This window comes from Rhizobium pisi, from assembly GCF_003938655.1.
Lineage (GTDB): Bacteria > Pseudomonadota > Alphaproteobacteria > Rhizobiales > Rhizobiaceae > Rhizobium > Rhizobium pisi.
Map to the genome: position 1 here is coordinate 93,275 of NZ_RJJT01000020.1, position 21,318 is coordinate 114,592.

21 protein-coding genes are annotated in these 21,318 nt (G+C 60.9%); 11 read left to right on the forward strand and 10 right to left on the reverse strand.

Annotation, left to right across the window (positions count from 1 at the left end):
* Positions 1-5 precede the first annotated feature (5 nt).
* The 3 genes from EFD55_RS24910 to EFD55_RS24920 form a co-directional block, all read right to left on the reverse strand.
* Positions 6-1,541 (reverse strand): sugar ABC transporter ATP-binding protein, encoded by a 1,536-nt coding sequence (locus EFD55_RS24910; protein ID WP_125848443.1) that lies wholly within the window; start codon positions 1,539-1,541, stop codon positions 6-8.
* Positions 1,542-1,613: 72 nt separating this feature from the next.
* Positions 1,614-2,609: a rhamnose ABC transporter substrate-binding protein gene (gene rhaS / locus EFD55_RS24915; protein ID WP_125848445.1), complete on the reverse strand. Its 996-nt coding sequence runs from the start codon at positions 2,607-2,609 to the stop codon at positions 1,614-1,616.
* Positions 2,610-2,656: 47 nt separating this feature from the next.
* On the reverse strand, positions 2,657-3,469 hold the full coding sequence (locus EFD55_RS24920) for a DeoR/GlpR family DNA-binding transcription regulator (protein WP_125848447.1): 813 nt from the start codon (positions 3,467-3,469) through the stop codon (positions 2,657-2,659).
* A gap of 199 nt (positions 3,470-3,668) precedes the next feature.
* Between EFD55_RS24920 and EFD55_RS24925 the strand changes: the two genes are divergently transcribed.
* Together EFD55_RS24925 and rhaI are read left to right on the forward strand one after the other, a co-directional pair.
* Complete coding sequence (locus EFD55_RS24925; protein ID WP_125848449.1) at positions 3,669-5,765, forward strand: bifunctional rhamnulose-1-phosphate aldolase/short-chain dehydrogenase; 2,097 nt, start codon at positions 3,669-3,671, stop codon at positions 5,763-5,765.
* A 227-nt stretch (positions 5,766-5,992) separates the two neighbouring features.
* Positions 5,993-7,285, forward strand: a complete 1,293-nt coding sequence (rhaI, locus tag EFD55_RS24930; RefSeq protein ID WP_125848451.1) for an L-rhamnose catabolism isomerase — start codon at positions 5,993-5,995, stop codon at positions 7,283-7,285.
* Between the two features lie 50 nt (positions 7,286-7,335).
* On the opposite strand, the gene EFD55_RS24935 is transcribed toward rhaI, so the two are convergent.
* Positions 7,336-7,794: a carboxymuconolactone decarboxylase family protein gene (locus EFD55_RS24935; protein WP_125848453.1), complete on the reverse strand. Its 459-nt coding sequence runs from the start codon at positions 7,792-7,794 to the stop codon at positions 7,336-7,338.
* A gap of 108 nt (positions 7,795-7,902) precedes the next feature.
* Here EFD55_RS24935 and EFD55_RS24940 point away from each other — a divergent pair, with 108 nt between their 5' ends.
* Both EFD55_RS24940 and EFD55_RS24945 read left to right on the forward strand, forming a co-directional pair.
* The gene (locus EFD55_RS24940) at positions 7,903-8,772 is read left to right on the forward strand and encodes a sigma-70 family RNA polymerase sigma factor (protein WP_125848455.1); all 870 of its coding nucleotides are present in this window, start codon (positions 7,903-7,905) and stop codon (positions 8,770-8,772) included.
* Between the two features lie 259 nt (positions 8,773-9,031).
* Entirely contained in the window at positions 9,032-10,249 is a 1,218-nt protein-coding gene (locus tag EFD55_RS24945; RefSeq protein WP_376774108.1) for an amidohydrolase/deacetylase family metallohydrolase, read from the forward strand.
* Positions 10,250-10,271: 22 nt separating this feature from the next.
* Here EFD55_RS24945 and EFD55_RS24950 read toward each other — a convergent pair whose 3' ends face one another.
* Positions 10,272-11,120, reverse strand: coding sequence for an IclR family transcriptional regulator (locus tag EFD55_RS24950; protein ID WP_125848507.1), 849 nt, complete (start codon positions 11,118-11,120; stop codon positions 10,272-10,274).
* 325 nt (positions 11,121-11,445) lie between these two features.
* Positions 11,446-11,661: a hypothetical protein gene (locus EFD55_RS24955; RefSeq protein WP_097616360.1), complete on the reverse strand. Its 216-nt coding sequence runs from the start codon at positions 11,659-11,661 to the stop codon at positions 11,446-11,448.
* Positions 11,662-11,788: 127 nt separating this feature from the next.
* Between EFD55_RS24955 and EFD55_RS24960 the strand changes: the two genes are divergently transcribed.
* Together EFD55_RS24960 and EFD55_RS24965 are read left to right on the forward strand one after the other, a co-directional pair.
* Positions 11,789-12,412, forward strand: a complete 624-nt coding sequence (locus EFD55_RS24960; RefSeq protein WP_125848459.1) for a TetR/AcrR family transcriptional regulator — start codon at positions 11,789-11,791, stop codon at positions 12,410-12,412.
* A gap of 66 nt (positions 12,413-12,478) precedes the next feature.
* Positions 12,479-12,667, forward strand: a complete 189-nt coding sequence (locus EFD55_RS24965) for a hypothetical protein (RefSeq protein ID WP_125848461.1) — start codon at positions 12,479-12,481, stop codon at positions 12,665-12,667.
* Between the two features lie 47 nt (positions 12,668-12,714).
* Here the strand turns inward: EFD55_RS24965 and EFD55_RS24970 are convergent, their stop codons facing one another.
* Both EFD55_RS24970 and EFD55_RS24975 read right to left on the reverse strand, forming a co-directional pair.
* Complete coding sequence (locus tag EFD55_RS24970; RefSeq protein ID WP_125848463.1) at positions 12,715-13,152, reverse strand: DUF1810 domain-containing protein; 438 nt, start codon at positions 13,150-13,152, stop codon at positions 12,715-12,717.
* Positions 13,153-13,223: 71 nt separating this feature from the next.
* A complete protein-coding gene (locus EFD55_RS24975) occupies positions 13,224-13,502 on the reverse strand; it encodes a hypothetical protein (protein ID WP_125848509.1) in 279 nt (92 codons plus the stop codon).
* Between the two features lie 273 nt (positions 13,503-13,775).
* Between EFD55_RS24975 and EFD55_RS24980 the strand changes: the two genes are divergently transcribed.
* Together EFD55_RS24980 and EFD55_RS24985 are read left to right on the forward strand one after the other, a co-directional pair.
* Entirely contained in the window at positions 13,776-15,146 is a 1,371-nt protein-coding gene (locus EFD55_RS24980) for an amidase (RefSeq protein WP_125848465.1), read from the forward strand.
* Positions 15,147-15,211: 65 nt separating this feature from the next.
* The gene (locus EFD55_RS24985; RefSeq protein ID WP_125848467.1) at positions 15,212-16,072 is read left to right on the forward strand and encodes a sugar phosphate isomerase/epimerase family protein; all 861 of its coding nucleotides are present in this window, start codon (positions 15,212-15,214) and stop codon (positions 16,070-16,072) included.
* A gap of 4 nt (positions 16,073-16,076) precedes the next feature.
* On the opposite strand, the gene betC is transcribed toward EFD55_RS24985, so the two are convergent.
* Entirely contained in the window at positions 16,077-17,591 is a 1,515-nt protein-coding gene (betC, locus tag EFD55_RS24990) for a choline-sulfatase (RefSeq protein ID WP_125848469.1), read from the reverse strand.
* 95 nt (positions 17,592-17,686) lie between these two features.
* Between betC and EFD55_RS24995 the strand changes: the two genes are divergently transcribed.
* Positions 17,687-18,592, forward strand: coding sequence for a choline sulfate utilization transcriptional regulator (locus EFD55_RS24995; protein WP_125848471.1), 906 nt, complete (start codon positions 17,687-17,689; stop codon positions 18,590-18,592).
* 127 nt (positions 18,593-18,719) lie between these two features.
* Here EFD55_RS24995 and EFD55_RS25000 read toward each other — a convergent pair whose 3' ends face one another.
* Positions 18,720-19,652 carry a hypothetical protein gene (locus tag EFD55_RS25000; RefSeq protein WP_125848473.1) on the reverse strand — a complete coding sequence of 311 codons (933 nt, stop codon included), beginning with the start codon at positions 19,650-19,652 and terminating at the stop codon, positions 18,720-18,722.
* Positions 19,653-20,235: 583 nt separating this feature from the next.
* Between EFD55_RS25000 and EFD55_RS25005 the strand changes: the two genes are divergently transcribed.
* Both EFD55_RS25005 and EFD55_RS25010 read left to right on the forward strand, forming a co-directional pair.
* Positions 20,236-20,439, forward strand: a complete 204-nt coding sequence (locus EFD55_RS25005; protein WP_125848475.1) for a hypothetical protein — start codon at positions 20,236-20,238, stop codon at positions 20,437-20,439.
* A 60-nt stretch (positions 20,440-20,499) separates the two neighbouring features.
* Complete coding sequence (locus EFD55_RS25010; protein WP_125848478.1) at positions 20,500-21,294, forward strand: HpcH/HpaI aldolase family protein; 795 nt, start codon at positions 20,500-20,502, stop codon at positions 21,292-21,294.
* Positions 21,295-21,318 lie beyond the last annotated feature (24 nt).

The window sequence follows — 21,318 nt, forward strand, 5'->3', positions numbered from 1 at the left end:
TCACCTCATGCGTTTCCGGTCGCCGCGCGCACGAGCGCTTCCGGCGAAAGCTGATTGCGCTCGAAGAACCCGGCCGAGAGGCCTTCCTTCATGACCAGCACGCGATCCGACATGCCGATGATTTCGGGCAGTTCGGAAGAGATCATGATGATGGAGAGGCCTTCTGCGGCGAGCTCGCTGATGAAGCCGTGGACGGCGGCCTTCGAGCCGATGTCGATGCCCTTTGTGGGTTCATCGAGGATGATGACCTTGGGCATGGTGGCAAGCCATTTGCCGATGACGACCTTCTGCTGGTTGCCGCCGGACAGCGTCCCGACCGGTACGGAAAGGGCAGCGGCGCGCAGATCGAGCCGCTCGGCATATTTGCGGGCAAGCGCGAATTCTTGCGCTGCCTGCAGAAAGCCCTTGCGTGAGGTGCGCGTCAACGACGGCAGCGTCATGTTCTGATAGATCGGCATCGGCAGCGCCAGGCCATGGCGGCCGCGCTCTTCCGGCACGTAGACGATGCCGGCTCTGATGGCATCGTGCGGCGAGTTGATCGAAATTTCCCGGCCTTCGAGAACAAGCCTGCCGGAGAGCGGCCTGGTGATGCCGAAGAGCGATTGCGCGAGCTCCGAACGCCCGGCGCCGATCAAGCCGTAAATGCCGAGGATCTCGCCTTTGCGCAGCGTCAGCGAAATATCGCGGAATTCCGTGCGGTGGCAGTATTTTTCGACTTCGAGCACCGGGCCACCGATGGCGACCTCGGTCTTCGGAAATACGTTCTCGACGTCGCGGCCGACCATCATCCGGACGATTTCGTCCTGCGGCGTTTCCTTGAGCCGGCCCTGGCCGACGGCGCGGCCGTCGCGGAAGACGACGAAGTCGTCGGCAATCTCATAAACTTCGTCGAACTTGTGGCTGATGAACAGGATCGCCTTACCCTGTTCCTTCAGGCCCCGGACGATGCGGAAGAGATCGTCGATCTCCTTGCGGGAGAGGGCGGCCGTCGGCTCGTCCATGATGACGATGCGGGCCTCGATCGACAAAGCGCGCGCGATCGCCACCAGATGGCGCTGCGCGATCGAGAGGTCCTTCAGGCGGATCGTCGGGTCGATATTGCTTTCAAGGGCGGTCAGCAAAGCCCTGGAGCGGCTGTTCATCGCCTGCCAGTCGATGGTGCGCAACCGCGTGCGCGGCGCATGACCGAGGAAGATGTTTTCGGCAACCGTCAGCTCGTCGAAAAGCACGGTTTCCTGGTGGATGGCTGTGACGCCCGCATCGATCGCAGCCTGCGCGCTGGCAAAGGTCACCGGCCGGCCATCGACCAAGATCTCGCCTTCGTTCGGCCGGTAGATACCGGTCAGGATCTTGACGAGCGTCGATTTGCCGGCGCCGTTTTCACCGATCAGCGCCGTCACCGTGCCGGGATGAAGCGCGATGCTGACATTGTCGAGCGCCTTCACGCCAGGAAAGGTCTGGGAGATGCCGCGCATTTCCAGAATGGCAGTTGCTTCATCAGGTTTTGGGTCCGAGACGGGGTGTTGAAGGGCAGGGGTCATCAGCAAGCTTACCACCATCGAAAGAGAAGCCCGGCGACAGAGCCGCCGGGTGTCCGTTCATGATCTCAAAGATCAGAAGACCTTGGAGAACTGGTCGATATTCGAAGCATTATAGACGAAAGGATCGGCCATGGCGGCTTCGCCATTGTCGCCAATCTTGATCTTGCCCATGCGGCCGGCTTCGATTTCGCTGCCCGGCTTGCCATCGGCATCACCCTTTGCCAGGTGATAAGCGATCTGCGTTGCGGAGTAGCCGAGGTCGATCGGGTTCCAGATGGCGAATTCCTTGGTCGCGCCGGACTTGATCGCGCCAGCCATTTCAGAGGGCAGGCCGAGACCGGTGACGTAGACCTTGCCGACCAGACCCTTGTCTTCAACGACCTTCGAAGCAGCCAGAACGCCGACGGTCGTCGGAGCGACGATGACCTTGACGTTCGGGTTGGACTTCAGCAGGCCTTCGGCTTCACGATAGGACTTGTCCGAGAGGTCGTCGCCGTAAACCGTGGTGACGAGGTTGAGGCCTGGGAAATCCTTGAGCTGCTTCTTCATCTGGTCGATCCAGATGTTCTGGTTGGTCGAGGTGGTCGTTGCCGACAGGATGGCGAAGTCACCCTTGCCGCCGTCGAGATGGTCCTTGGCAAGCGTCAGGCACATCTTGCCGATCAGCTCGTTGGACGACGGGTTGAGCTGCAGGATGCGGCCTTCCGGCGCGACGCCCGAATCCCAGGAGATGACCTTGATGCCGCGCTGTGCAGCCTTCTTCAGGGCCGGAACAAGCGCGTCCGGATCGTTGGCCGAAACGGCGATGGCGTCAACGCCCTGGGCGATCAGCGAGTTGATGACTTCGATCTGGCCTTCAGCCGTCGTGGTCGTCGGACCGGTGTAGATTACTTCCACGCCGCCGAGTTCCTTGGCTGCTTCCTGGGCGCCCTTGTTGGCAGCGTCGAAGAAGCCGTTGCCGAGCGACTTCACGACGAGGCCGATCTTGATGTCCTTGGCGCTTGCAGTGCCGGCCATCATGGCGACGGCCAGCGCTACGCCGAGCGCAAGTGTCTTTGCGAGTTTCATGTCATTTTCCTCCCATTAAGATTAGACTTCCACACCTCGGCGGCGCCTTATGCAACCGACGAGGAATCCTCCTTCACAGCCTGAGCCACCGGGCTTGCGACGACGAGCCGGACGCCGGCATTCTCGATCATGCGAGCTGCCTCTTCCGAGATCCCGTCATCAGTGATGACCACAGAAACGCGGTCGAGCGCGCAGAGAATGAGGCTCGACCGGCGATTGAATTTGCTTGAATCGACCATGACGACGAGCTCGTCGGCCTGGTGCATCAGTTTCTGCTCGCTCTGAATGATGAGGGCGTCCGCCTCCATGATGCCGAGCGGGCCGACGCCCTGCGCGCCGATGAACATCCGCCGTGCATAAAAGTTGCGGATCGCGTCATTGTCGAAGGGCGACAGGATCAGACTTTGCTCGCGATAGATCGCGCCGCCCGGCACCGTCACCGTGTTTTTGGAATGTTTCACCAGATGTTCGGCAATGGCGAAAGAGTTGGTCATGACCTGCAGGCGGTGGCCGGCCATGTAGTGCACCATCTGGAAGGTCGTGGTGCCGCCATTGATGATGATGGCATCGCCCGCTTCGCAGAGATCGACGGCTGCGCGCGCAATTGCGCGTTTTTTATCGATGTTGACCGATTCTGAAACACGGAACGGCCGGCCGGCCAGATTGCCGAGTTGCGGCGGGTGTACCGCTTCGGCGCCGCCGCGGACACGACGGATCTTGCCCTGCACATGAAGAGCCGCAATGTCGCGCCGGATGGTGGCTTCAGAGGCTTCCGTCAGCTCGGAAATGTCCTGGATCGTAACCACGGACTTTTCCTGAACGGCGCTTAAGATGATGCGATGGCGTTCGCGTTCGTGCATTGGGCTCCTCCTCTTGTCATATTTATTGAGCATCCGTTAAAAGCTGTCAATCACAAACGATCATAAATTTTCATATTGCGCTGCACAATAATCGAATTTGATCGTTTTCGATTGACAAGTTTGGCTTTCATGAGCGATACCGTCAACGAAAAGGGGCGCGAACCTCGCGTCCCGATGATGATTTATATGGGAGGATGACATGGCGGCGAACGTCCGGCTTCTGGAAAACCGGTGGGATGATGGTTACGCGGCAGGTCTCGACGAGCCCGGCAAACTTCTCTATCGCTCCAATCTGCTCGGTGCCGACAAGCGCATCACCAATTATGGCGGCGGCAACACCTCGGCGAAGGTGATCGAAACCGATCCGCTTGATGGCGGCAAGGTCAAGGTGCTTTGGGTCAAGGGCTCCGGCGGCGATGTCGGCACCATCAAGCTCGATGGTTTTGCGACACTCTATCAGGACAAGCTGGAATCGCTGAAGGCCATCTACAAGGGCGTCGAGGACGAGGACCGCATGGTCGGCTTCTTGCCGCACTGCACCTTCAATTTGAATGCCCGCGCCGCCTCGATCGACACGCCGCTGCACGGTTTCGTGCCTTTCACCCATGTCGACCACATGCATCCAGACGCGATCATTGCCATCGCCGCGTCGAAGAATTCGAAGGAATTGACGCAGCAGATCTTCGGCGACGAGATCGGCTGGCTGCCGTGGCGCCGTCCGGGCTTCCAGCTCGGCCTCGACCTCGAAGCCTTCGTCAAGGCGAACCCGAACGCTAAGGGGGTCGTGCTCGAAAGCCATGGTCTCTTCACCTGGGCTGATGACGCCAAGGCCTGCTACGAGCTGACGCTCGATATCATCAACAAGGCGATCGTCTGGTTTGCCGAGAAGACCGAGGGAAAGACGATTTTCGGCGGCGCGGTCACGCAGAGCCTGCCCGTTGCCGAACGCCGCGCCATTGCCGCCCGGCTGATGCCGGAGATCCGCGGCCGCATCGGCAAGCAGGAGCGCAAGCTCGGTCATTTCGACGATCAGGACGCCGTGCTCGAATTCGTCAATTCCAGGGATCTGCGCCCGCTCGGCGCACTCGGCACCAGTTGCCCGGATCACTTTCTGCGCACCAAGATCCGTCCGCTGATCGTCGATTTCGACCCGACCAAGCCGGATATCGACGCGATTGTCGCTGGCCTCGACAAGGCGCTGGAGGATTACCGCGCCGATTACGCCCGCTATTACAACGACTGCAAGCATGACAATTCGCCCGCCATGCGCGACGCCAATCCCGTCATCTTCCTCGTTCCCGGCGTCGGCATGCTCTCCTTTGCCCGCGACAAGGCGACGGCCCGCATCGCCAGCGAATTCTATGTCAACGCCATCAACGTGATGCGCGGCGCCTCGACCGTATCGGAATATCAGGGCCTGCCGGAGCAGGAAGCCTTCGATATCGAATACTGGCTGCTCGAAGAGGCCAAGCTCCAGCGCATGCCGAAGCCGAAGAGCCTGGCCGGCCGGGTGGCCTTCGTCACCGGTGGCGCCGGTGGCATCGGTCGGGCGACGGCCGCGCGCCTCGTCGGCGAGGGCGCCTGCGTCGTGCTTGCCGATATCGACCAGGCGGCGCTCGAGAGCACCGAGGCCGATTTCATCAAGAAATATGGCGCTGACGCCGTGCGCAGCGTCCGGCTCGATGTGACCAAGGAAGATGCGGTGATCGCCGCCTTCGCGGAAGCCTGCGTTGAATTCGGCGGCATCGATATCCTCGTCTCGAATGCGGGCATTGCCTCCTCCGCGCCGATCGAAGCAACCGAGCTTTCGACCTGGAACCGCAATATCGATATTCTGGCGACCGGCTATTTCCTCGTCTCGCGCGAAGCGTTCCGCCTGTTCCGCCGTCAGGCACTCGGCGGCAATGTCGTCTTCGTCGCTTCGAAAAACGGTCTTGCCGCCTCACCGAATGCGTCTGCCTATTGCACGGCCAAGGCCGCCGAGATCCATCTCGCCCGTTGCCTGGCGCTCGAAGGCGCGGATGCCGGCATCCGCGTCAACACCGTCAATCCGGACGCTGTCCTGCGCGGCTCGAAGATCTGGAGCGGGGAATGGCGCGAACAGCGCGCCGCTTCGTCGAAGATCGAGGTTGATGATCTCGAGGAACATTACCGCAAGCGTTCAATGCTGAAACTCAACGTGTTTCCGGAGGATATCGCCGAGGCGATCTATTTCCTGGCGTCTGATCTATCGGCCAAGTCGACCGGCAACATCATCAACGTCGATGCCGGCAACGTACAGAGCTTTACGCGGTAATGACCGTGCCTTTGGAGTGATGCGGGGACGCTACTCTCCTCCCTCATTCCTGTGCTTGTCACAGGAATCCAGTGCGCCCAAGTCTTTGGGCGCGGGAGAACATCATCCTCGCTACGTGTGAGTCATTCACGGCGCGGACGCGCCGTGGCTGGATTCCTGTGACAAGCACAGGAATGAGGAGTGCAACAGCGGGCGTCCAAGGCCGCGATGTAGGTCGGGAGGAAGATATGGTTGATCTGAAGATCGCACAGGATCTGGTCGCAACGGATAACGACAAGCGGGCAGCCGCGCTGAAAGCCGATTACGAGGCGCTGGGTGCGAACCTTGCGCGTCGCGGCGTCGATATCGAGGCGGTCACCCGCAAGGTGGCAGAGTTCTTCGTTGCTGTTCCTTCCTGGGGTGTGGGCACCGGCGGCACGCGCTTTGCCCGCTTTCCCGGCACCGGCGAGCCGCGCGGCATCTTCGACAAGCTCGACGATTGCGCCGTCATCAACCAGCTGACGCAGGCGACGCCGAATGTTTCGCTGCATATCCCCTGGGACAAGGCGGATGCACGGGAATTGAAGGCCAAGGGCGATGCGCTCGGCCTCGGCTTCGACGCGATGAATTCGAACACCTTTTCCGATGCTCTCGGCCAGGCCCATTCCTACAAATACGGCTCGCTCAGCCACACCGATGCGGCGACACGCGCCCAGGCGGTCGAACACAATCTCGAATGCATTGAGATCGGCAGGGCGATCGGCTCCAAGGCGCTGACGGTCTGGATCGGTGATGGCTCGAATTTCCCCGGTCAGAGCCATTTCACCAAGGCTTTCGAGCGCTACCTCGCCTCGATGGCGGACATTTACAAGGCGCTGCCCGACGATTGGAAACTGTTCTCCGAACACAAGATGTACGAGCCGGCCTTCTATTCCACGATCGTGCAGGATTGGGGCACCAACTACCTGATTGCCCAGACGCTCGGCCCCAAGGCCTATTGCCTGGTCGATCTCGGCCACCATGCGCCGAACACCAATATCGAAATGATCGTCGCCCGGCTGATCCAGTTCGGCAAGCTCGGCGGCTTCCACTTCAATGATTCGAAATATGGCGACGACGATCTCGATGCCGGCGCAATCGATCCCTATCGGCTGTTCCTCGTCTTCAACGAACTGGTCGATGCCGAACAGCGTGGCGTCAATGATTTCAACCCCGCTCATATGATCGACCAGTCGCACAATGTCACCGACCCGATCGAAAGCCTGATCAACAGCGCCAACGAAATCCGTCGCGCCTATGCGCAGGCACTGATCGTCGACCGCAAGGCGCTCGACGGCTACCAGCAGGACAATGACGCGCTGATGGCGTCTGAAACGCTGAAGCGTGCCTATCGCGCCGATGTCGAGCCGATCCTCGCCGAAGCCCGCCGCAGGGCCGGCGGCGCGATCGACCCGATCGCCGCCTACCGCGCCAGCGGTTACCGCAAGAAGGTAGCGGCCGAGCGCCCGGCTTCGGTTGCCGGCGGCGGCGGCATCATCTGAGAAATGTGCTTGCCGGCAGCGCGGGGTGAAACGCTGCCGGCAATCGCCGCTCACGGTTTCCAGGCGCCGGCGATCTGGCGGGTGGCGATGTTCAGCCGGTTCCAGACGTTGATATTGGCGATCGCGATGACGAGTGCGGCAAGGCTCTTGCCGTCATAGTGCCGGGTCGCCTCGTCCCAGATCTCGTCCGGCACCGGGTCGGCGCGGTCGCTGACGCGGGTCACCGCTTCGGTCAAAGCAAGGGCCGCCCGTTCGGCGTCGCTGAAATAGGGCGTGTCGCGCCATGCGCTGACGGCGAAAAGTCTTTCATCCGTCTCGCCGAGCTTCTTTGCGATGCGGGGATGGCCGTCGATGCAGACGCTGCAGCCGTTGATCTGGCTGGCGCGCAGATTGACGAGTTCGAGCAGCTTTGGCGAAAGGCCTGTCTCGGCCGGCACCTGGCTGAGCGCATTGAGCGCCTGCATGGCGGCGGGAAGGACGAGGGCGGGATTTCCCATTCTCTCCTGCATGATATGTCTCCTTGATACGTTTATCGTCTGACGATCCGCCGGCTTCGTCACATCGGCCGGGTTTCATTCGTCATGGCTTTGACGGAACGCAGCGGAGGAATGTGACAAATGGACGAGAAAAAATGGCTGGCCGATGAGTTCGAGGCGAACAGGGCGCATCTGAGGGCTGCCGCCTATCGCATGCTCGGCTCGCGCAGCGAGGCTGATGATGCCGTTCAGGAGGCCTGGCTGCGGCTGAGCCGCACCGATACGACCGATGTCGGCAACCTCGGCGGCTGGCTGACGACCGTGGTGGCGCGCATCTGCCTCGACATGCTGCGGGCGCGCAAGACCCGGCGGGAGGAGCCGCTGGAATTGCCCACTCATGCCGGGATCGCCGATCCGGCCAGGGATCCGGAGCGCGAGGCGGCCTTTGCCGATTCGGTCGGGCTGGCGCTGCTCGTCGTGCTGCAGACGCTGGCGCCTGTCGAACGTGTCGCCTTCGTATTGCATGACATGTTCGATCTGCCTTTCGACGAGATCGCGCCGATCATCGGCCGTTCGTCCGCTGCCACCCGTCAGCTCGCAAGCCGCGCCCGCCGCCGGGTGCGGGGCTTGGACGAAGCGCCTGATGTCGATTTCGGGCGCAAGCGGACGATCGCCGAGGCCTTTCTGACGGCGTCGCGCAACGGCGATCTGGAAGGCCTGATCGCGGTGCTTGCTCCTGACGTCATCTTCCGGCCGGATGCGACGGCGGCCCGCTTCGGCACCATTGGTGAAATGCGCGGCGCAGCCCAGGTGGCCGAAGCCTTCAAGGGCCGGGCGCAGGCGGCCGAAATCGCCGTCGTCGACGGCGGGCTCGGATTCGTCGTACAGATCGCGGGCCAGCTTCGCGTCGTGGTGGCGCTGACGATCGCCGAGGGCAGGATCGCCGCGATCGATGCCATTGCCGATCCGGATCACCTGGAACAGCTTGACTATTCAATCCTTCGGGATTGAAAATAAAGGCGAATTTACCCGATCTTCGAAACAGGCGCGCTTCGGAAGGAGCGCGCCGCTTACATTTTCCCACGGCGATGGGCTGCGTCATTTTCCTTGACAGCGTCGCCCTCCGCTTTATTCTATTATAAAGATTTATATAGCATAACTATGGAATTGCAGTGATGCGGTTCCCTGAGGCGCCATATCTAACTTCACCCTTCCATAACGACCCGCACACGGATGACGAGGAGTGATCCCGTCCGAGACTTCGAAAGGAATGCATGCCATGTCCGGCGATCAGGCGAAGAAGCCGCTTCTCCTCACCAATGTCAAACCGATGGCTTTCGGCGCGGACACATCCGAGGGGGTAATCGACATTCTCGTCAATGCCGACGGCAGGATCGCCCAGATCGGTCCGTCGCTTGCCGTCTCGCAGGATGTGACCCGCATCGACGGCAAGGGCGCCTTCATTTCGCCCGGCTGGGTCGACCTGCACGTGCATATCTGGCACGGCGGCACTGACATTTCCATTCGTCCGTCCGAATGCGGCGTCGAGCGCGGCGTCACCACGCTGGTCGATGCTGGTTCGGCTGGTGAGGCGAATTTCCACGGTTTCCGCGAATATATCATCGAGCGCTCACGCGAGCGTATCAAGGCCTTCCTGAACCTCGGCTCGATCGGTCTCGTCGCCTGCAACCGTGTTGCAGAACTCAAGGACATAAGGGATATCGATCTCGACCGCATCCTCGAAGTCTATGCCGAAAACAGCGAGCACATCGTCGGCATCAAGGTGCGCGCCAGCCATGTCATCACCGGGTCCTGGGGCGTCACGCCGGTAAAGCTCGGCAAGAAGATCGCCAAGATCCTGAAAGTGCCGATGATGGTGCATGTCGGCGAGCCGCCGGCGCTTTATGACGAAGTGCTGGAGATCCTCGGCCCCGGCGACGTCGTCACCCATTGTTTCAACGGCAAGGCCGGTTCGAGCATCATGGAGGACGAGGACCTCTTCTATCTCGCCGAGCGTTGCGCCTCCGAGGGTATCCGTCTCGACATCGGCCACGGCGGCGCCTCCTTCTCCTTCAAGGTCGCCGAGGCGGCGATTGCGCGCGGGCTTTTGCCGTTCTCGATCTCAACCGACCTGCACGGCCATTCGATGAATTTTCCGGTCTGGGATCTGGCGACGACGATGTCGAAGCTGCTCAGCGTCGGCATGCCCTTCGACAAAGTGGTGGAGGCCGTCACCCATGCGCCGGCATCCGTCATCAAGCTGTCAATGGAGGACCGGCTTTCGGTCGGCTCGCAAGCGGAATTCACTATTTTCGACCTTGTCGATTCCGAGCTCGAGGCCACGGATTCCAACGGCGACGTCTCGGTTCTCAACAAGCTGTTCGAGCCGCGCTACGCGGTTATCGGCGCCGATGCCTTCGCCGCCAGCCGCTATGTGCCACGGGCACGCAAGCTCGTGCGCCATAGCCACGGCTATTCCTACCGGTAGGATCCGCCGGGAGGGGTAGGGTTCAGCGGTTGCGCCAGCCCATCAGCTTTTCGATCCGTTCCGCCGAACTGCGCACATGCGCGGTATAGTGGTTTTCGTCGGAAAAGGCCTTCTGCTCCGGCAGGACGATGGAGATGGTGGCGACGCACTGGCCGTCGCGATCGCAAATCGGCGAAGCGATGCAGGCGACCGCATAATCCGATTCCCCCGCCTGGATCGACAGGCGCGACTCAAAAGCCTTGCCGGCGGCTTCCGACAGGGTGCCCGGGTCGATCTCGGCACGGCCGGTCGGCGACGAGCGGGCGCAGCGCTTGAAGAGCTCGATGCGCTCATCCTCGGGCAGGTGGCCGACGAGCAGACGGCCCGAGGCCGTCCAGTTCAGCGGCACACGCGTGCCGACGCGGGAGGCCACCTGAAAGTGGCTCGGGCCGTCGGCCATGGCAAGCACCAGCATATAGTCGCCGTCGCGGCCACAGACCTGCACGGTTTCGCCGGCTTGGCGGCAGAGATCGTGCATTTCGTGGGTAGCGATGCTCATGAAATCCAGCGATCGGGCATAGGCGAGGCCGTAATGATAGAGCCGTGCGCCGAGCCAGATCGAGCCGTCCGCCTGGCGCGTCAGCATGTTCTTTTCGACGAGATCGTCGACGATGACGTAGACCGTCGACAGCGGCGCCTTCACCGCCTTGGCAATGGCATATACGCCGGCCGGCGACCCCGTCTCGTAAAGATGATCGATCACCTGAAGCGCGCGGTCGATGCCGCTGACGCGCGCACGCCGCGCGCCCTTGCCACCGCTTTCATCGGCAACGCCCTCATCTTCGGAGTAAGCTTCGGGTGATGTCTTTCCGTCCAATTCCACGCACCTCATGAAAATCGCGGTCATGTTACATTACTATGGCATAGAGGTCGCTGTGGCAAATCGCAACATCTTGTAGGTTGATCGCCTGGGCGGATGAGGCACCGGTGGAATCCTGGAGAGTTCGGCCTATGACAACCGATGACGAGGCTGCAGGCCTTTGCCGGCCCCTTATCCCGGATCATCCGTCTGGGCGAATGGTGCGCCCGGTGCCGAGGGCAGTACATTGTTCCCTCGTATCGAGACGTAGCCCTCAAACGACAAAGGCCGCCGCTTCATACGGCGGCAGCCCTTGACGGGGGCAGGGAGAGATCCCCAAACTGTTCAGACGGCGTTGTCAGCCGAAGCAGGGCATCGCCGGCAGATTGGCGCGGCTAGCAAGCGCGCCGATCATGTTGCCCACTGACGTCGGGCGCGGTTCGCGTTTACCGGCAGCCGTCTCCAGGAGTTGCTTGAAGTCTTCAAGCTTCACGCCGTCGGCGCGCAACACCATGGCGATCAGGGGGTCGCGGAGGGCTTCGGATATCGTCAGGTCGTCTCTGGTCTTTCTCATGGCTTGTCCTCCTTTCGTGGGCGGTCGCCCGTGTTCCACTCCCGCCGCCACGCCCTCGGCGTTGACTTTCGCGATCTGTGGTGTTACCGGTAAGTAACAATGCAGTTGTTACCGATCGGTCACATTGATGTCAAGGACTTCGTCCACAAAAAAATCAGAAACCTCGAATGAAATCTCCGCAGCCGTTTCAGAAGATCGCATCCCGCCGCGGGAGCGTATCGTCTCGACCGCCCTGGAGCTTTTCCGCGAGCATGGCATTCGCGGCATTGGTGTCGATGCCATCGCCGACGCGGCTCTCACCAACAAGATGACGCTCTACCGGCATTTCGGCTCAAAGGACGAACTCGTCTGCGAGACGCTACGACGGGCTTCCGATAAGGCGGGCGCCATCTGGCGCGAGCTGGAGGCGGAGTATCCCGGCAATCCGCGCGCCCAGTTGGATGCCTGGGTGGACATGCGGGCGCAATGTCTGAACGGCGAGCCCGCCGGTTGCGATCTCGCCAACGCCGCCATCGAACTCAAGGGTGAGGGGCATCCCGCCCATGAGATGATCGAGCGGCACAAGGCCGAGCAGCGTGATCGCCTGGTCGCGCTCTGTTCGGCGGCCGGTGCGCGCGAACCCCAACTGCTTGCCGATACTCTGACGCTGCTCCTCGAAGGTGCGCGCGTCAGCCGCCAGGCCATGGGCGCCGATGGATGCTGCGGGCATTTCGCCAAGGCCTGCAGGGCGGCGATCGCCTCTTTCGCCTGAACCGTTTCGGGAACCTTACCGTTTCGGCGTCGTTCTCCCGTGAGGGAGTGACATGGAGGCAGAGAGATGAATTATGTCTATCTCAAGCACCTGTATGCCAAACGCGCGGAGCTCGAAGCCAAGCTGGAGCTTCACGATGCGCGCTATTGCTTCAGCGACGAGGAGGTTGATGACGGCACCGACAGCGATCTGCGCCAGCGGTTGAGCGAGATTTCCGAGGAAATTGCCGCGTTGGAGAGCCGGCCGGGCCGCTAATGCAATGTAAAGGCGTGCGCGGTTTTGCGCCCGGATTGCGCAAGACCTTAATCGCCGGCGCTGAGGATCTCCATCGTCCGCTCGTCGAATTCTCCCTGATAGAAACGCTCGATCGCCCGGTGAAAGGGCGAGCCGTGATCGCTGATCGCGGCAAACAAGGTCATCGACGAGCGTAATTTGAGGTCGTCGGGCGAGCCGAGGATCTCATGCGCGGATCGGCCGCGAACGGACAGAATTGCTTCGACGCAGCGCAGCAGCCGGCTCGAGAGAATGGGATCGGCGAGATAGGCGGCCGCTTCCTCGGCCGAACGGATCGCGTATTTCTCGGCCATCGGCGAGGTGCCGAGACCGGCGAGCTGCGGGAAGATGAACCACATCCAGTGGGAGGTCTTTCGTCCGGCCTTCAGCTCCGAGAGCGCCCGCTCATAGACGCCGTTCTGGGCGTCGATGAAGCGGTGAAGATTGTAGTCGACATCACCGGCCATGGTCCTTTTCCCTTTCCTGCTGTCGATGCAGCCTGGGCCAAGGTTTCCATGCCCGGCGGTACTTCTTGCGGTCAGCAGACCCTTTCGGCGTACGGGCTGCTGTCACGGCAATGGCCGTAGGTCTGATGATGCGGCGTGTTGTCGCCCGATGTGGCCGCAATGGCCGATGTCGTCATCGGATCCGTATTGCCGGATGAATATGCGGCAAACCCGGCAAAGCTCAAGACAAGCAGCGCTCCGACCACGACAATGCGCTCGAAGCCCGAAAGTTTCTGGGCGCTGACATGTTCCACATAGTCGCGCTCGCCCAAGCCGGAGGTCTCGTCCTCTTTCACATGGAGGGTCACCATATCCTGGCGACGGGTCAAATTTTCACGATCTGTCATTTCAAATACTCCTGCAACGCATGCGGAGCCGGATCCTAAGAGCAAACCTCTTACCCTCATGCCGAGCCCACTCCTCATGCGAGCAGCATGTGTGTCTTCGATCGTGGCAATTGAAGAGGCGATCTGCAAACTCAGTGTTCAAAAAATCGTCCTAATAAATGCAAAATATCGTGAAGCTCTGGCTCGTTGGAACGATCCGGGGTAGGTCAGGAGATCACCTTCCATCTGGATCGTCCCATGAGCAAATCCTACGGCGCGATGTCGGTCGCGCAGCTTTCCACTCTGATTCAAGGCGGTGCGGCCGATCCGGTCGACGTGGCCGAGGCGGTCTTCGATTCCATCGCGCATTATGCCGACAAGGCCGTGTTCACCATGCTCACTGAAGGCCGGGCTATGGAGGAAGCGAGCGCCTCCTCGAAACGCCTGCGGGAAGGGCGCTCGCTCGGATTGCTGGACGGCATTCCGATCGCCTGGAAGGATCTTTTCGATATCGAAGGTCTGGCGACGACAGCCGGTTCCGTCGTCCTGGCTGGGGATGCACCGGCCAAGCACGATGCGACCGTGGTCGCTTTGCTCAGGCAGGCGGGCATGGTCGCCGTCGGCCGCACTAATATGAGCGAATTCGCCTTTTCCGGCCTCGGCATCAATCCGCATTACGGCACGCCGATCAATCCGCGCAGCACCGATCTCCCGCGCATTCCGGGTGGTTCGTCCTCCGGCGCGGGCGTGGTCGTCGCGGCCGGGCTGGTGCCTGTCGCCATGGGTACGGATACCGGCGGCTCGGTGCGCATTCCCGCCGCCTTGAACGGTATCGTCGGCTACAAGGCGACACGCGGCCGGTATGCGATGGAAGGCGTCTATCCGCTGGCAAAAAGCCTGGATTCACTGGGGCCGCTCTGCCGTACCGTCAGGGACGCCGTCTGGATCGACGCGGCGATGCGCGGCGTCACCGCGCCCAGTGTCGTCGAGCGTCCCTTGCAGGGTATGGAACTCGTCGTGCCTGAAAATATCGTCTTCGACGGGGCCGAACCTGGCGTCGTCGCCGCGTTCGAGGCAGCATTGGAACGTCTTCAAAAGGCGGGCGCCAATGTTGCCCGCATCGTCATCCCGGCCTTCAACGAGATTTTCGATCTGATGACGCGATACGGTCCGCTGGTGACGGCGGAGGCTTTCGCGCTTCACCATGAGCGCTTGGCAGGACCGGACGCCGACCGCATGGACCGCCGCGTCGTCATGCGCACTCGGCTTGGAAGCAAAACGACGCTGCCCGATTACCTCAGAATTCTCGAAGCGCGCAGCCGCCTCATCGCCGATGTCGAGCGTCTCGTCGGCGACCGCCTGATCGCCTTTCCCTCCGTTGCCCATGTCGCTCCTCCGATTGAACCGCTGGAGCAGGACGATGAGCTGTTCTTCGCGACGAATAACAAGACGCTGCGCAACACCGCGCTCGGTAATTTCCTCGACTGGTGCGGCGTCTCCATTCCCTGCGGCACCGGTGAGGCCGGGATGCCGGTCGGCCTGCTGCTTTCGGCGACTGCCCGTCGCGATGAAGCGCTGCTCGGCACGGCGCTTGCCGCCGAGGCGATCATCCGCGACGATTTTGCCTGAATTTGCAATTGACCGACGGGATTTAGTTGCCATTGATGGCATGAGGAGATCTCGGAGGGCAGCACGTGCAGGTTTTGCAAAACGGACGTTTCGCGGTTTCGACATGGTCGCTGCATCGACTGCTTGGCGCCGTTTATGCCTATAGTCCCGATCCCGGCAAAAGTGCCGCGCCGAAAGAGCCCTATGGTCCCGGTGCGGCTGCGCTGATCGATGTGCCGGCGGCGCTGGCGGCCCGCGGCATCAACCGGCTGGAGGTCTGTTCCTTCCATCTGCCGAGCCTCGATGCCGCTTATCTCTCCGAACTGCGCGGTGCGATGGCGTCGTCGAACGTGCTCTTCCAGACGCTGCTCGTCGAGGACGGCGATCCGAGCCATCCCGAGACGGCCGAACGCGACGTCAAATGGATGGCGGAATGGATCGATATTGCTGCTGCTCTTGGAGCGCAGAGGATGCGCGTCATTGCGGGCAAGCAGAAGCCGACGGAGGCAAATCTCGCCCGCGCCGCCCATCACCTGAACTGGCTGGCCGACAAGGCCGAAGGCAGCGGTGTGCGCGTCGTCGTCGAGAACTGGTTCGACTTGCTGCCGTCGCCCGTCGAAATGAACTGGCTGCTGGACCGGCTGGACGGCAAGGTCGGGCTCAACGGCGACCTCGGCAACTGGGCGGCGCCTGCGAAATATCAAGGCCTCGCCGATATCATGCGCCGGGCGGAAATCTGTCACGCCAAGGCTGATTACGGTACTGCCGGCCTCGATGCCGAGGATTACCGCAAGTGCCTGGAGATGTGCGAAAAGGCCGGCTACGCCGGCCCCTTCACGCTGATCTACGACTCGCCCTTTTTCCCCGATGAATGGGACGGCATCCTGCTGCAAAAGCAGTTCATTGAGGATTTCCTGCGAGAGGCGCCGGCAGTCAGGACGGCTTAGAAGACTACTCCTGACGCGGGAACCTTTGGCTTTCCTCGAGCACGTTCAGGTCCATGTGGTTGCGCATATAGCGTTCCGAGGCTTTCTGCAGCGGCTGATAATCCCACGGATAATAGGCGCCGTTGCGAAGCGCCGCGTAGACCACCCAGCGGCGCGCCTGGCTTTCGCGCACGGCTGCGTCGAAATCGGCAAGGTTCCAGCGCCGGCTTGCCTGTTCGGTGAGCCGCGCCAAGGTGTCGGCATGCGAGGGATCGGTCGCCAGATTGTCGCGTTCTTCGGGATCGGCATCGAGGTCGAACAGCATCGGCGGGTCCTTCTCGCAGAGCGAGAGCTTGTATCGCCCGTCCCTGATGCAGACGAGCGGCGCTTCGGAGCCTTCTGCGGCATATTCCATCGGCACGGGACCGCGGCTGCCGATGCCTTCGGCGAGTGCTGCGAGATCCCAGCCCTCGGTCCATGGTTTCAACGAGGCGATATCGATCCCGGCGAGGCCGGCGAGCGTCGGCGTTACATCGAGCGTGGAGACCGGCCGATCGATGCGTCTGGGCTTCCAGCCGGGAACTGAGATCATCAGCGGAACGCGGGCCGATCCTTCGAAGAAGTTCATCTTGAACCAGAGCCCGCGATCGCCGAGCATGTCGCCATGGTCGGACGCGAAGAGGATGATCGTGTTTTCGGCCATGCGGGTCCGCTCCAGGACGGCGAGGATTTCACCGATCTTCTCGTCGACATAGGAGATATTGGCGAAATAGCCTCGTCTTGCCCGCCTGATCTGCTCCCGGCTAATGTCGAAAGCATCGTGGTCGCAGGCTTTCATCAGCCGCTGCGAGTGCGGATCCTGCTCGTCGAAGGCGATCGGCGCAACCGCCGGATCGAGCGCCGAGCAGTCCTCATAGAGATCCCAGAATTTGCGGCGCGCGACATAAGGGTCGTGCGGATGGGTGAAGCTGACGGTCAGGCACCAGGGGCGTTCGTCGTGGCCGCGCGAGAGATCGAAGAGCTTGCGCGTAGCGTGATAGGCGACCTCGTCGTCATACTCCATCTGGTTGGTGATCTCTGCAATGCCGGCGCCGGTGACCGAGCCCAGATTGTGATACCACCAGTCGATGCGCTCGCCGGGCTTGGTATAATCGGGCGTCCAGCCGAAATCAGCCGGGTAGATATCCGTCGTCAGGCGTTCCTCGAAACCATGAAGCTGGTCCGGGCCGACGAAATGCATCTTGCCTGATAGTGCTGTCTGGTATCCGGCGGCGCGCAGGTGATGCGCATAGGTCGGGATGTCGGAGGCGAATTCCGCAGCATTGTCATAGACGCGTGTCCGGCTCGGCAATTGTCCGGACATGAAGGACGCCCGCGCAGGCGCGCAGAGCGGGCTTGCCGTATAGGCGTTCGTGAAACGCACGGAGCGGTCCGCCAATGATTTTAGATGCGGCGCATGAAGAAAATCCGCGGGACCATCCGGGAAGAAGGTCCCATTCAGCTGGTCCACCATCAGGATGAGGATATTGGGACGCGTCATGGAATTCCTCTTTTGCTATTTGAGGAATTTATTGAAGCGCCTATCATTGTAGCTGTAAAGACAGCTTTTTTTGATGGGTGACCAAAGGAATTTTTATGCCAGACCATCAGCCTGAGCTTGGATGGATGCGCATCTTCGTCGAGGTCGCGACACTCGGGAGCTTTTCGTCTGCGGCAGCACGTCTCGGGCTCACGCAACCTGCCGTCAGCTACCAGATCCGCCGGCTGGAAGAGCAGTTCGGCGTCAGCCTGCTGCGCCGCCAGCATCGCGGTGTCGAGCTGACCGAGGAAGGCGAGCGGCTTTTCGATGTGGTCGCCAAAGCGGTTAACGGTATCGATGCGCTGGCCCGCAGTTTTCGTCTCGAAGCCCAGAAGCCGGTCATCAGGCTCAGAACCGACTATGCCTTTTCCGCACTTTGGCTGATCCCGCGCATGCACAGCTTCCGCCTTCTGCATCCGGAAACGGATATACAGATCGTCGCAACCCAGAGGTTCGAAGCCGGCTTTCGCGACGATGCCGACGTCGTGGTCGCTTTCGGCACAGGGGCGCAATTCGGCGCCATCGGCACGCTGCTCCTGAGGGAAAAGGTCGTGCCTGTCTGCACGCAGGGATTTCTCGATCGTAACGGCCCGTTCGATAGTCCGAAACAGCTTGCCGAGGCGATCCTTATCCATCTCGACACGCCGATGCCATCTCCCTGGTTCGACTGGCAAAGCTATTTTACCGAATTCTCCGTCATCCGCGACGCCCATGCCGACCGCGGCGATATCAGCTTCAATACCTACTCGTTGGTCGTCCAGGCCGCTTTGAGCGAGCAGGGCGTGGCGATCGGCTGGATGGGACTGGTCGATACGCTTCTCCAGGCGCGGATGCTGGTGGAAGCCAGCCCGCCGCTGGAGGCGGCCGACCGCGGTTACTGGCTGGTACCGCCGCGATCGGCAAACGCCCACAGCGAGAAGCTCAGCACCTGGCTGATGAACGAGGCGGGGAAGGTCGGCTAGCTCAAGCCGCGCCGCATGGCGGAAAGGCTCTGACGGCGGTTATCCCGGATAACCGTCGCCACATCCGCATGCTCACCGGACGCCTCGCAAGATATGGATATAGTTGAAGCCTTTTCGAGTCCGACTCTTAGCCGATTTTTCTCGTCACAAAGAAACTCATCGCAACTTTTTCGTCACCATTTGGCATTGACGTGAACGGCGCTCGAAATTCCTTCCGTCCTAGTCCGTCCGTACGGATGTACTGGAGTTCCGCAAGGATTTCGAAGCCGCTCTCCTGCATCAGATTGATGTGATGGCTGCGCCACTTCCGATTTATCAGGTAGGGTCGTCGTCCACGCATCATCGTCCACGTGGGCGCGCTCAAAACCCAGTGCCCATTCCAGTCGCTTGACAGACCGTGAGATTGGAAGTCGATCAGGTGCGTCGCAAACCCTCCTGGCTTCAGCCACCGGGCAATAGCGATATAGGTATCAACGAGGTTGTCCACGTGCTCCATGACTGAATGCGTCATCAGCCAATCAGCCACACCCGCCTGCAGTACGTTGAAATCGGTCCATGGTGCGACGAACTTTAATCGTTCGCTGCCATTCACGAGGTCCGCCTTCAGCGCGTCGATTGCCTCCGCACTGAGGCGCTGTTGCACGATCCCATCTATCCGATCCCAGGCGAAGTTTGTCGGTGACGGCGGAAAAAAGATGTCGCCCGATACGGTGTTATCCCAAAATGCGGCCCGCTCGCCGAAGAGTTCAATCAAACCGTTCAAGACTTCAAGATCGTGCTCGATGCTCCGGTGGTCTTGCAAATCCAGCCCGATGTACGTGTCGACGCCCGCAAGCAGTGCAGCAAGCCCAACACCAAGCGAACTTCCGGGGCCGACCTCGACCAATACTTCAGGTCTTTTGCCGTTCAGCCAAGGCGCTAGGTGACCGTAGTGGCGAAAGAAAAGGTCATAACAGTGGCGCGCAGAAGCAGTGCCCCCTTCAACGTGCGTATTTCGCAGTTGCGGAAGGACAAAGGAACCCAGTCCCTTGGCTAGGGAGCGAAGTGCAATATGGGTCATGGCGCCACCTTTTTCATCGAAACTCCAGCACGGCAATGTCCGGCGTGCTCTACCCAGCAGAATTCGCGTACAACATCATCAAAGACCAAAGAAAAGCCAAGCAATATGGTTCGGCCTTGGACTCGTTAGTTGGGATTGTACGCGGCTCATAGTGATTGATATTTTCACGAATCTAAAGTCATTCCTTGGGCGTACAGCAATAATCACTATGACCGTGGCTGGGTTGCTGAAGCGCATGAGAGGCTGCCTCAAAAAGAATTGAGTGATTTCAGCGAGTTGTGATTCCTTCGGATTTGCGAGATTCGATGGAGTTATTCCTCCCGTCCTGGATCGTGGCTTGCTAGCGATCTATGCAACATGAGTAATAGAGAGGGCATTCGGTGAGTGGGCGGGTGTATCTCGTTCTCCTGGTCTATATCGGGATTTCAAAAGCGCCACATGGATGCCCGCCGATCTGGGTGGCTAGCAGCAGCCTTGCGGCTCACCACGCCTCAACGCCGACGTTTGTGCCCAGGAGAAGCCTTGTCATGAACGACGCCGGTCGCCATTGTGGGATCGAATCGATAGGGAAGGCGGCTGAAGCATGTGGCGAACGATCGGATATGTTCTCGGAGTGCTTATGATCATCTTCGGACTGATCTGGATCGGCCAGGGAAGTGGCTATTTTCCCTATCCGTCGTCCAGCTTCATGATCAGGCAAACGATCTGGATCCTTTGGGGAGCCATCCTGGCGGGACTGGGAGTCGTGGTCATGATCATCGTCTCGCGACTGCGCCGGAGAGTGTGAACCGCCGCCGCTGCCGGACAACAATGGCCGCTGGCGGTCTGATGAATTGAGGAGAATGGCATGAGCGCAGCTGAAATCGACGGCTTTGCGGACCGGATCAGGAAGCACCAGGGCGGCATGATCTCCGCCTGGGTCGGCATTCCCGACGCCATGCTCGTCAACCATCTGGCGCAGGAGGCCTTCGATGCCGTCGTACTCGATATGCAGCACGGCATGTGGGACATGCCGGCGGCGGCAAACGCCGTGGCTCAGGTGCGCCTTGCCGGCAAGCCGGCTATCGCGCGCATTCCGGTCGGCGATTTCGCATCCGCCTCGCGGCTGCTCGATGCCGGGGCCTCGGGTATCATCGCGCCGATGATCAATTCGGCCGAGGACGCGAGAGCCTTGGTCAGGACCACCAAATATCCACCTCTCGGCGAGCGCAGCTGGGGGCCATCGCTGGCGCTAAACCATACCGGCCTGTCGGCGGATGCCTATCTGAAGACTGCCAATGAGCTCACTGTCGCCATCGCCATGATCGAGACCCGGGCGGCACTCGATGCAATCGACGGCATCCTCGGCGTTGTCGGCATCGACGGCATCTTCATCGGCCCCTCCGACCTTTCCATTGCGTTGTCGAATGGTGATCAGGTGGCACCGAATGCCGCCGAGATCGACAGCGCCATGAAGCATGCGGTTTCATGCTGCCGCGCCCACGGCAAATTCGCCTGCGCTTTCGCCGGCGATGGTGAGCGGGCCGGCGAATTGTTGAAATTCGGCTTCGATTTCGTCATCGCCGGCGCCGAGACCGCGCAGCTGCGCTCCGGCGCCCGCCGCGCTATCAACGCCGCTCGGAGAGTCGCTTCCGGCAATTGAGCAATGCCAGCCTGAGCGAAACTG

What these genes read in the sequence shown, in the direction of transcription:
- EFD55_RS24940 (WP_125848455.1), top strand. Translation starts at nt 7,903, where the DNA reads ATGGACGAGAAAAAATGGCTGGCCGATGAGTTCGAGGCGAACAGGGCG.
- EFD55_RS25005 (WP_125848475.1), top strand. Translation starts at nt 20,236, where the DNA reads ATGTGGCGAACGATCGGATATGTTCTCGGAGTGCTTATGATCATCTTC.
- EFD55_RS24980 (WP_125848465.1), top strand. Translation starts at nt 13,776, where the DNA reads ATGAGCAAATCCTACGGCGCGATGTCGGTCGCGCAGCTTTCCACTCTG.
- EFD55_RS24975 (WP_125848509.1), bottom strand. Translation starts at nt 13,502, where the DNA reads ATGGTGACCCTCCATGTGAAAGAGGACGAGACCTCCGGCTTGGGCGAG.
- rhaS (WP_125848445.1), bottom strand. Translation starts at nt 2,609, where the DNA reads ATGAAACTCGCAAAGACACTTGCGCTCGGCGTAGCGCTGGCCGTCGCC.
- EFD55_RS24935 (WP_125848453.1), bottom strand. Translation starts at nt 7,794, where the DNA reads ATGCAGGAGAGAATGGGAAATCCCGCCCTCGTCCTTCCCGCCGCCATG.
- EFD55_RS24955 (WP_097616360.1), bottom strand. Translation starts at nt 11,661, where the DNA reads ATGAGAAAGACCAGAGACGACCTGACGATATCCGAAGCCCTCCGCGAC.
- EFD55_RS24950 (WP_125848507.1), bottom strand. Translation starts at nt 11,120, where the DNA reads ATGAGGTGCGTGGAATTGGACGGAAAGACATCACCCGAAGCTTACTCC.
- EFD55_RS25010 (WP_125848478.1), top strand. Translation starts at nt 20,500, where the DNA reads ATGAGCGCAGCTGAAATCGACGGCTTTGCGGACCGGATCAGGAAGCAC.
- EFD55_RS24960 (WP_125848459.1), top strand. Translation starts at nt 11,789, where the DNA reads ATGTCAAGGACTTCGTCCACAAAAAAATCAGAAACCTCGAATGAAATC.
- EFD55_RS24945 (WP_376774108.1), top strand. Translation starts at nt 9,032, where the DNA reads ATGCATGCCATGTCCGGCGATCAGGCGAAGAAGCCGCTTCTCCTCACC.
- EFD55_RS24995 (WP_125848471.1), top strand. Translation starts at nt 17,687, where the DNA reads ATGCCAGACCATCAGCCTGAGCTTGGATGGATGCGCATCTTCGTCGAG.
- betC (WP_125848469.1), bottom strand. Translation starts at nt 17,591, where the DNA reads ATGACGCGTCCCAATATCCTCATCCTGATGGTGGACCAGCTGAATGGG.
- EFD55_RS24970 (WP_125848463.1), bottom strand. Translation starts at nt 13,152, where the DNA reads ATGGCCGGTGATGTCGACTACAATCTTCACCGCTTCATCGACGCCCAG.
- EFD55_RS24920 (WP_125848447.1), bottom strand. Translation starts at nt 3,469, where the DNA reads ATGCACGAACGCGAACGCCATCGCATCATCTTAAGCGCCGTTCAGGAA.
- rhaI (WP_125848451.1), top strand. Translation starts at nt 5,993, where the DNA reads ATGGTTGATCTGAAGATCGCACAGGATCTGGTCGCAACGGATAACGAC.
- EFD55_RS25000 (WP_125848473.1), bottom strand. Translation starts at nt 19,652, where the DNA reads ATGACCCATATTGCACTTCGCTCCCTAGCCAAGGGACTGGGTTCCTTT.
- EFD55_RS24925 (WP_125848449.1), top strand. Translation starts at nt 3,669, where the DNA reads ATGGCGGCGAACGTCCGGCTTCTGGAAAACCGGTGGGATGATGGTTAC.
- EFD55_RS24965 (WP_125848461.1), top strand. Translation starts at nt 12,479, where the DNA reads ATGAATTATGTCTATCTCAAGCACCTGTATGCCAAACGCGCGGAGCTC.
- EFD55_RS24910 (WP_125848443.1), bottom strand. Translation starts at nt 1,541, where the DNA reads ATGACCCCTGCCCTTCAACACCCCGTCTCGGACCCAAAACCTGATGAA.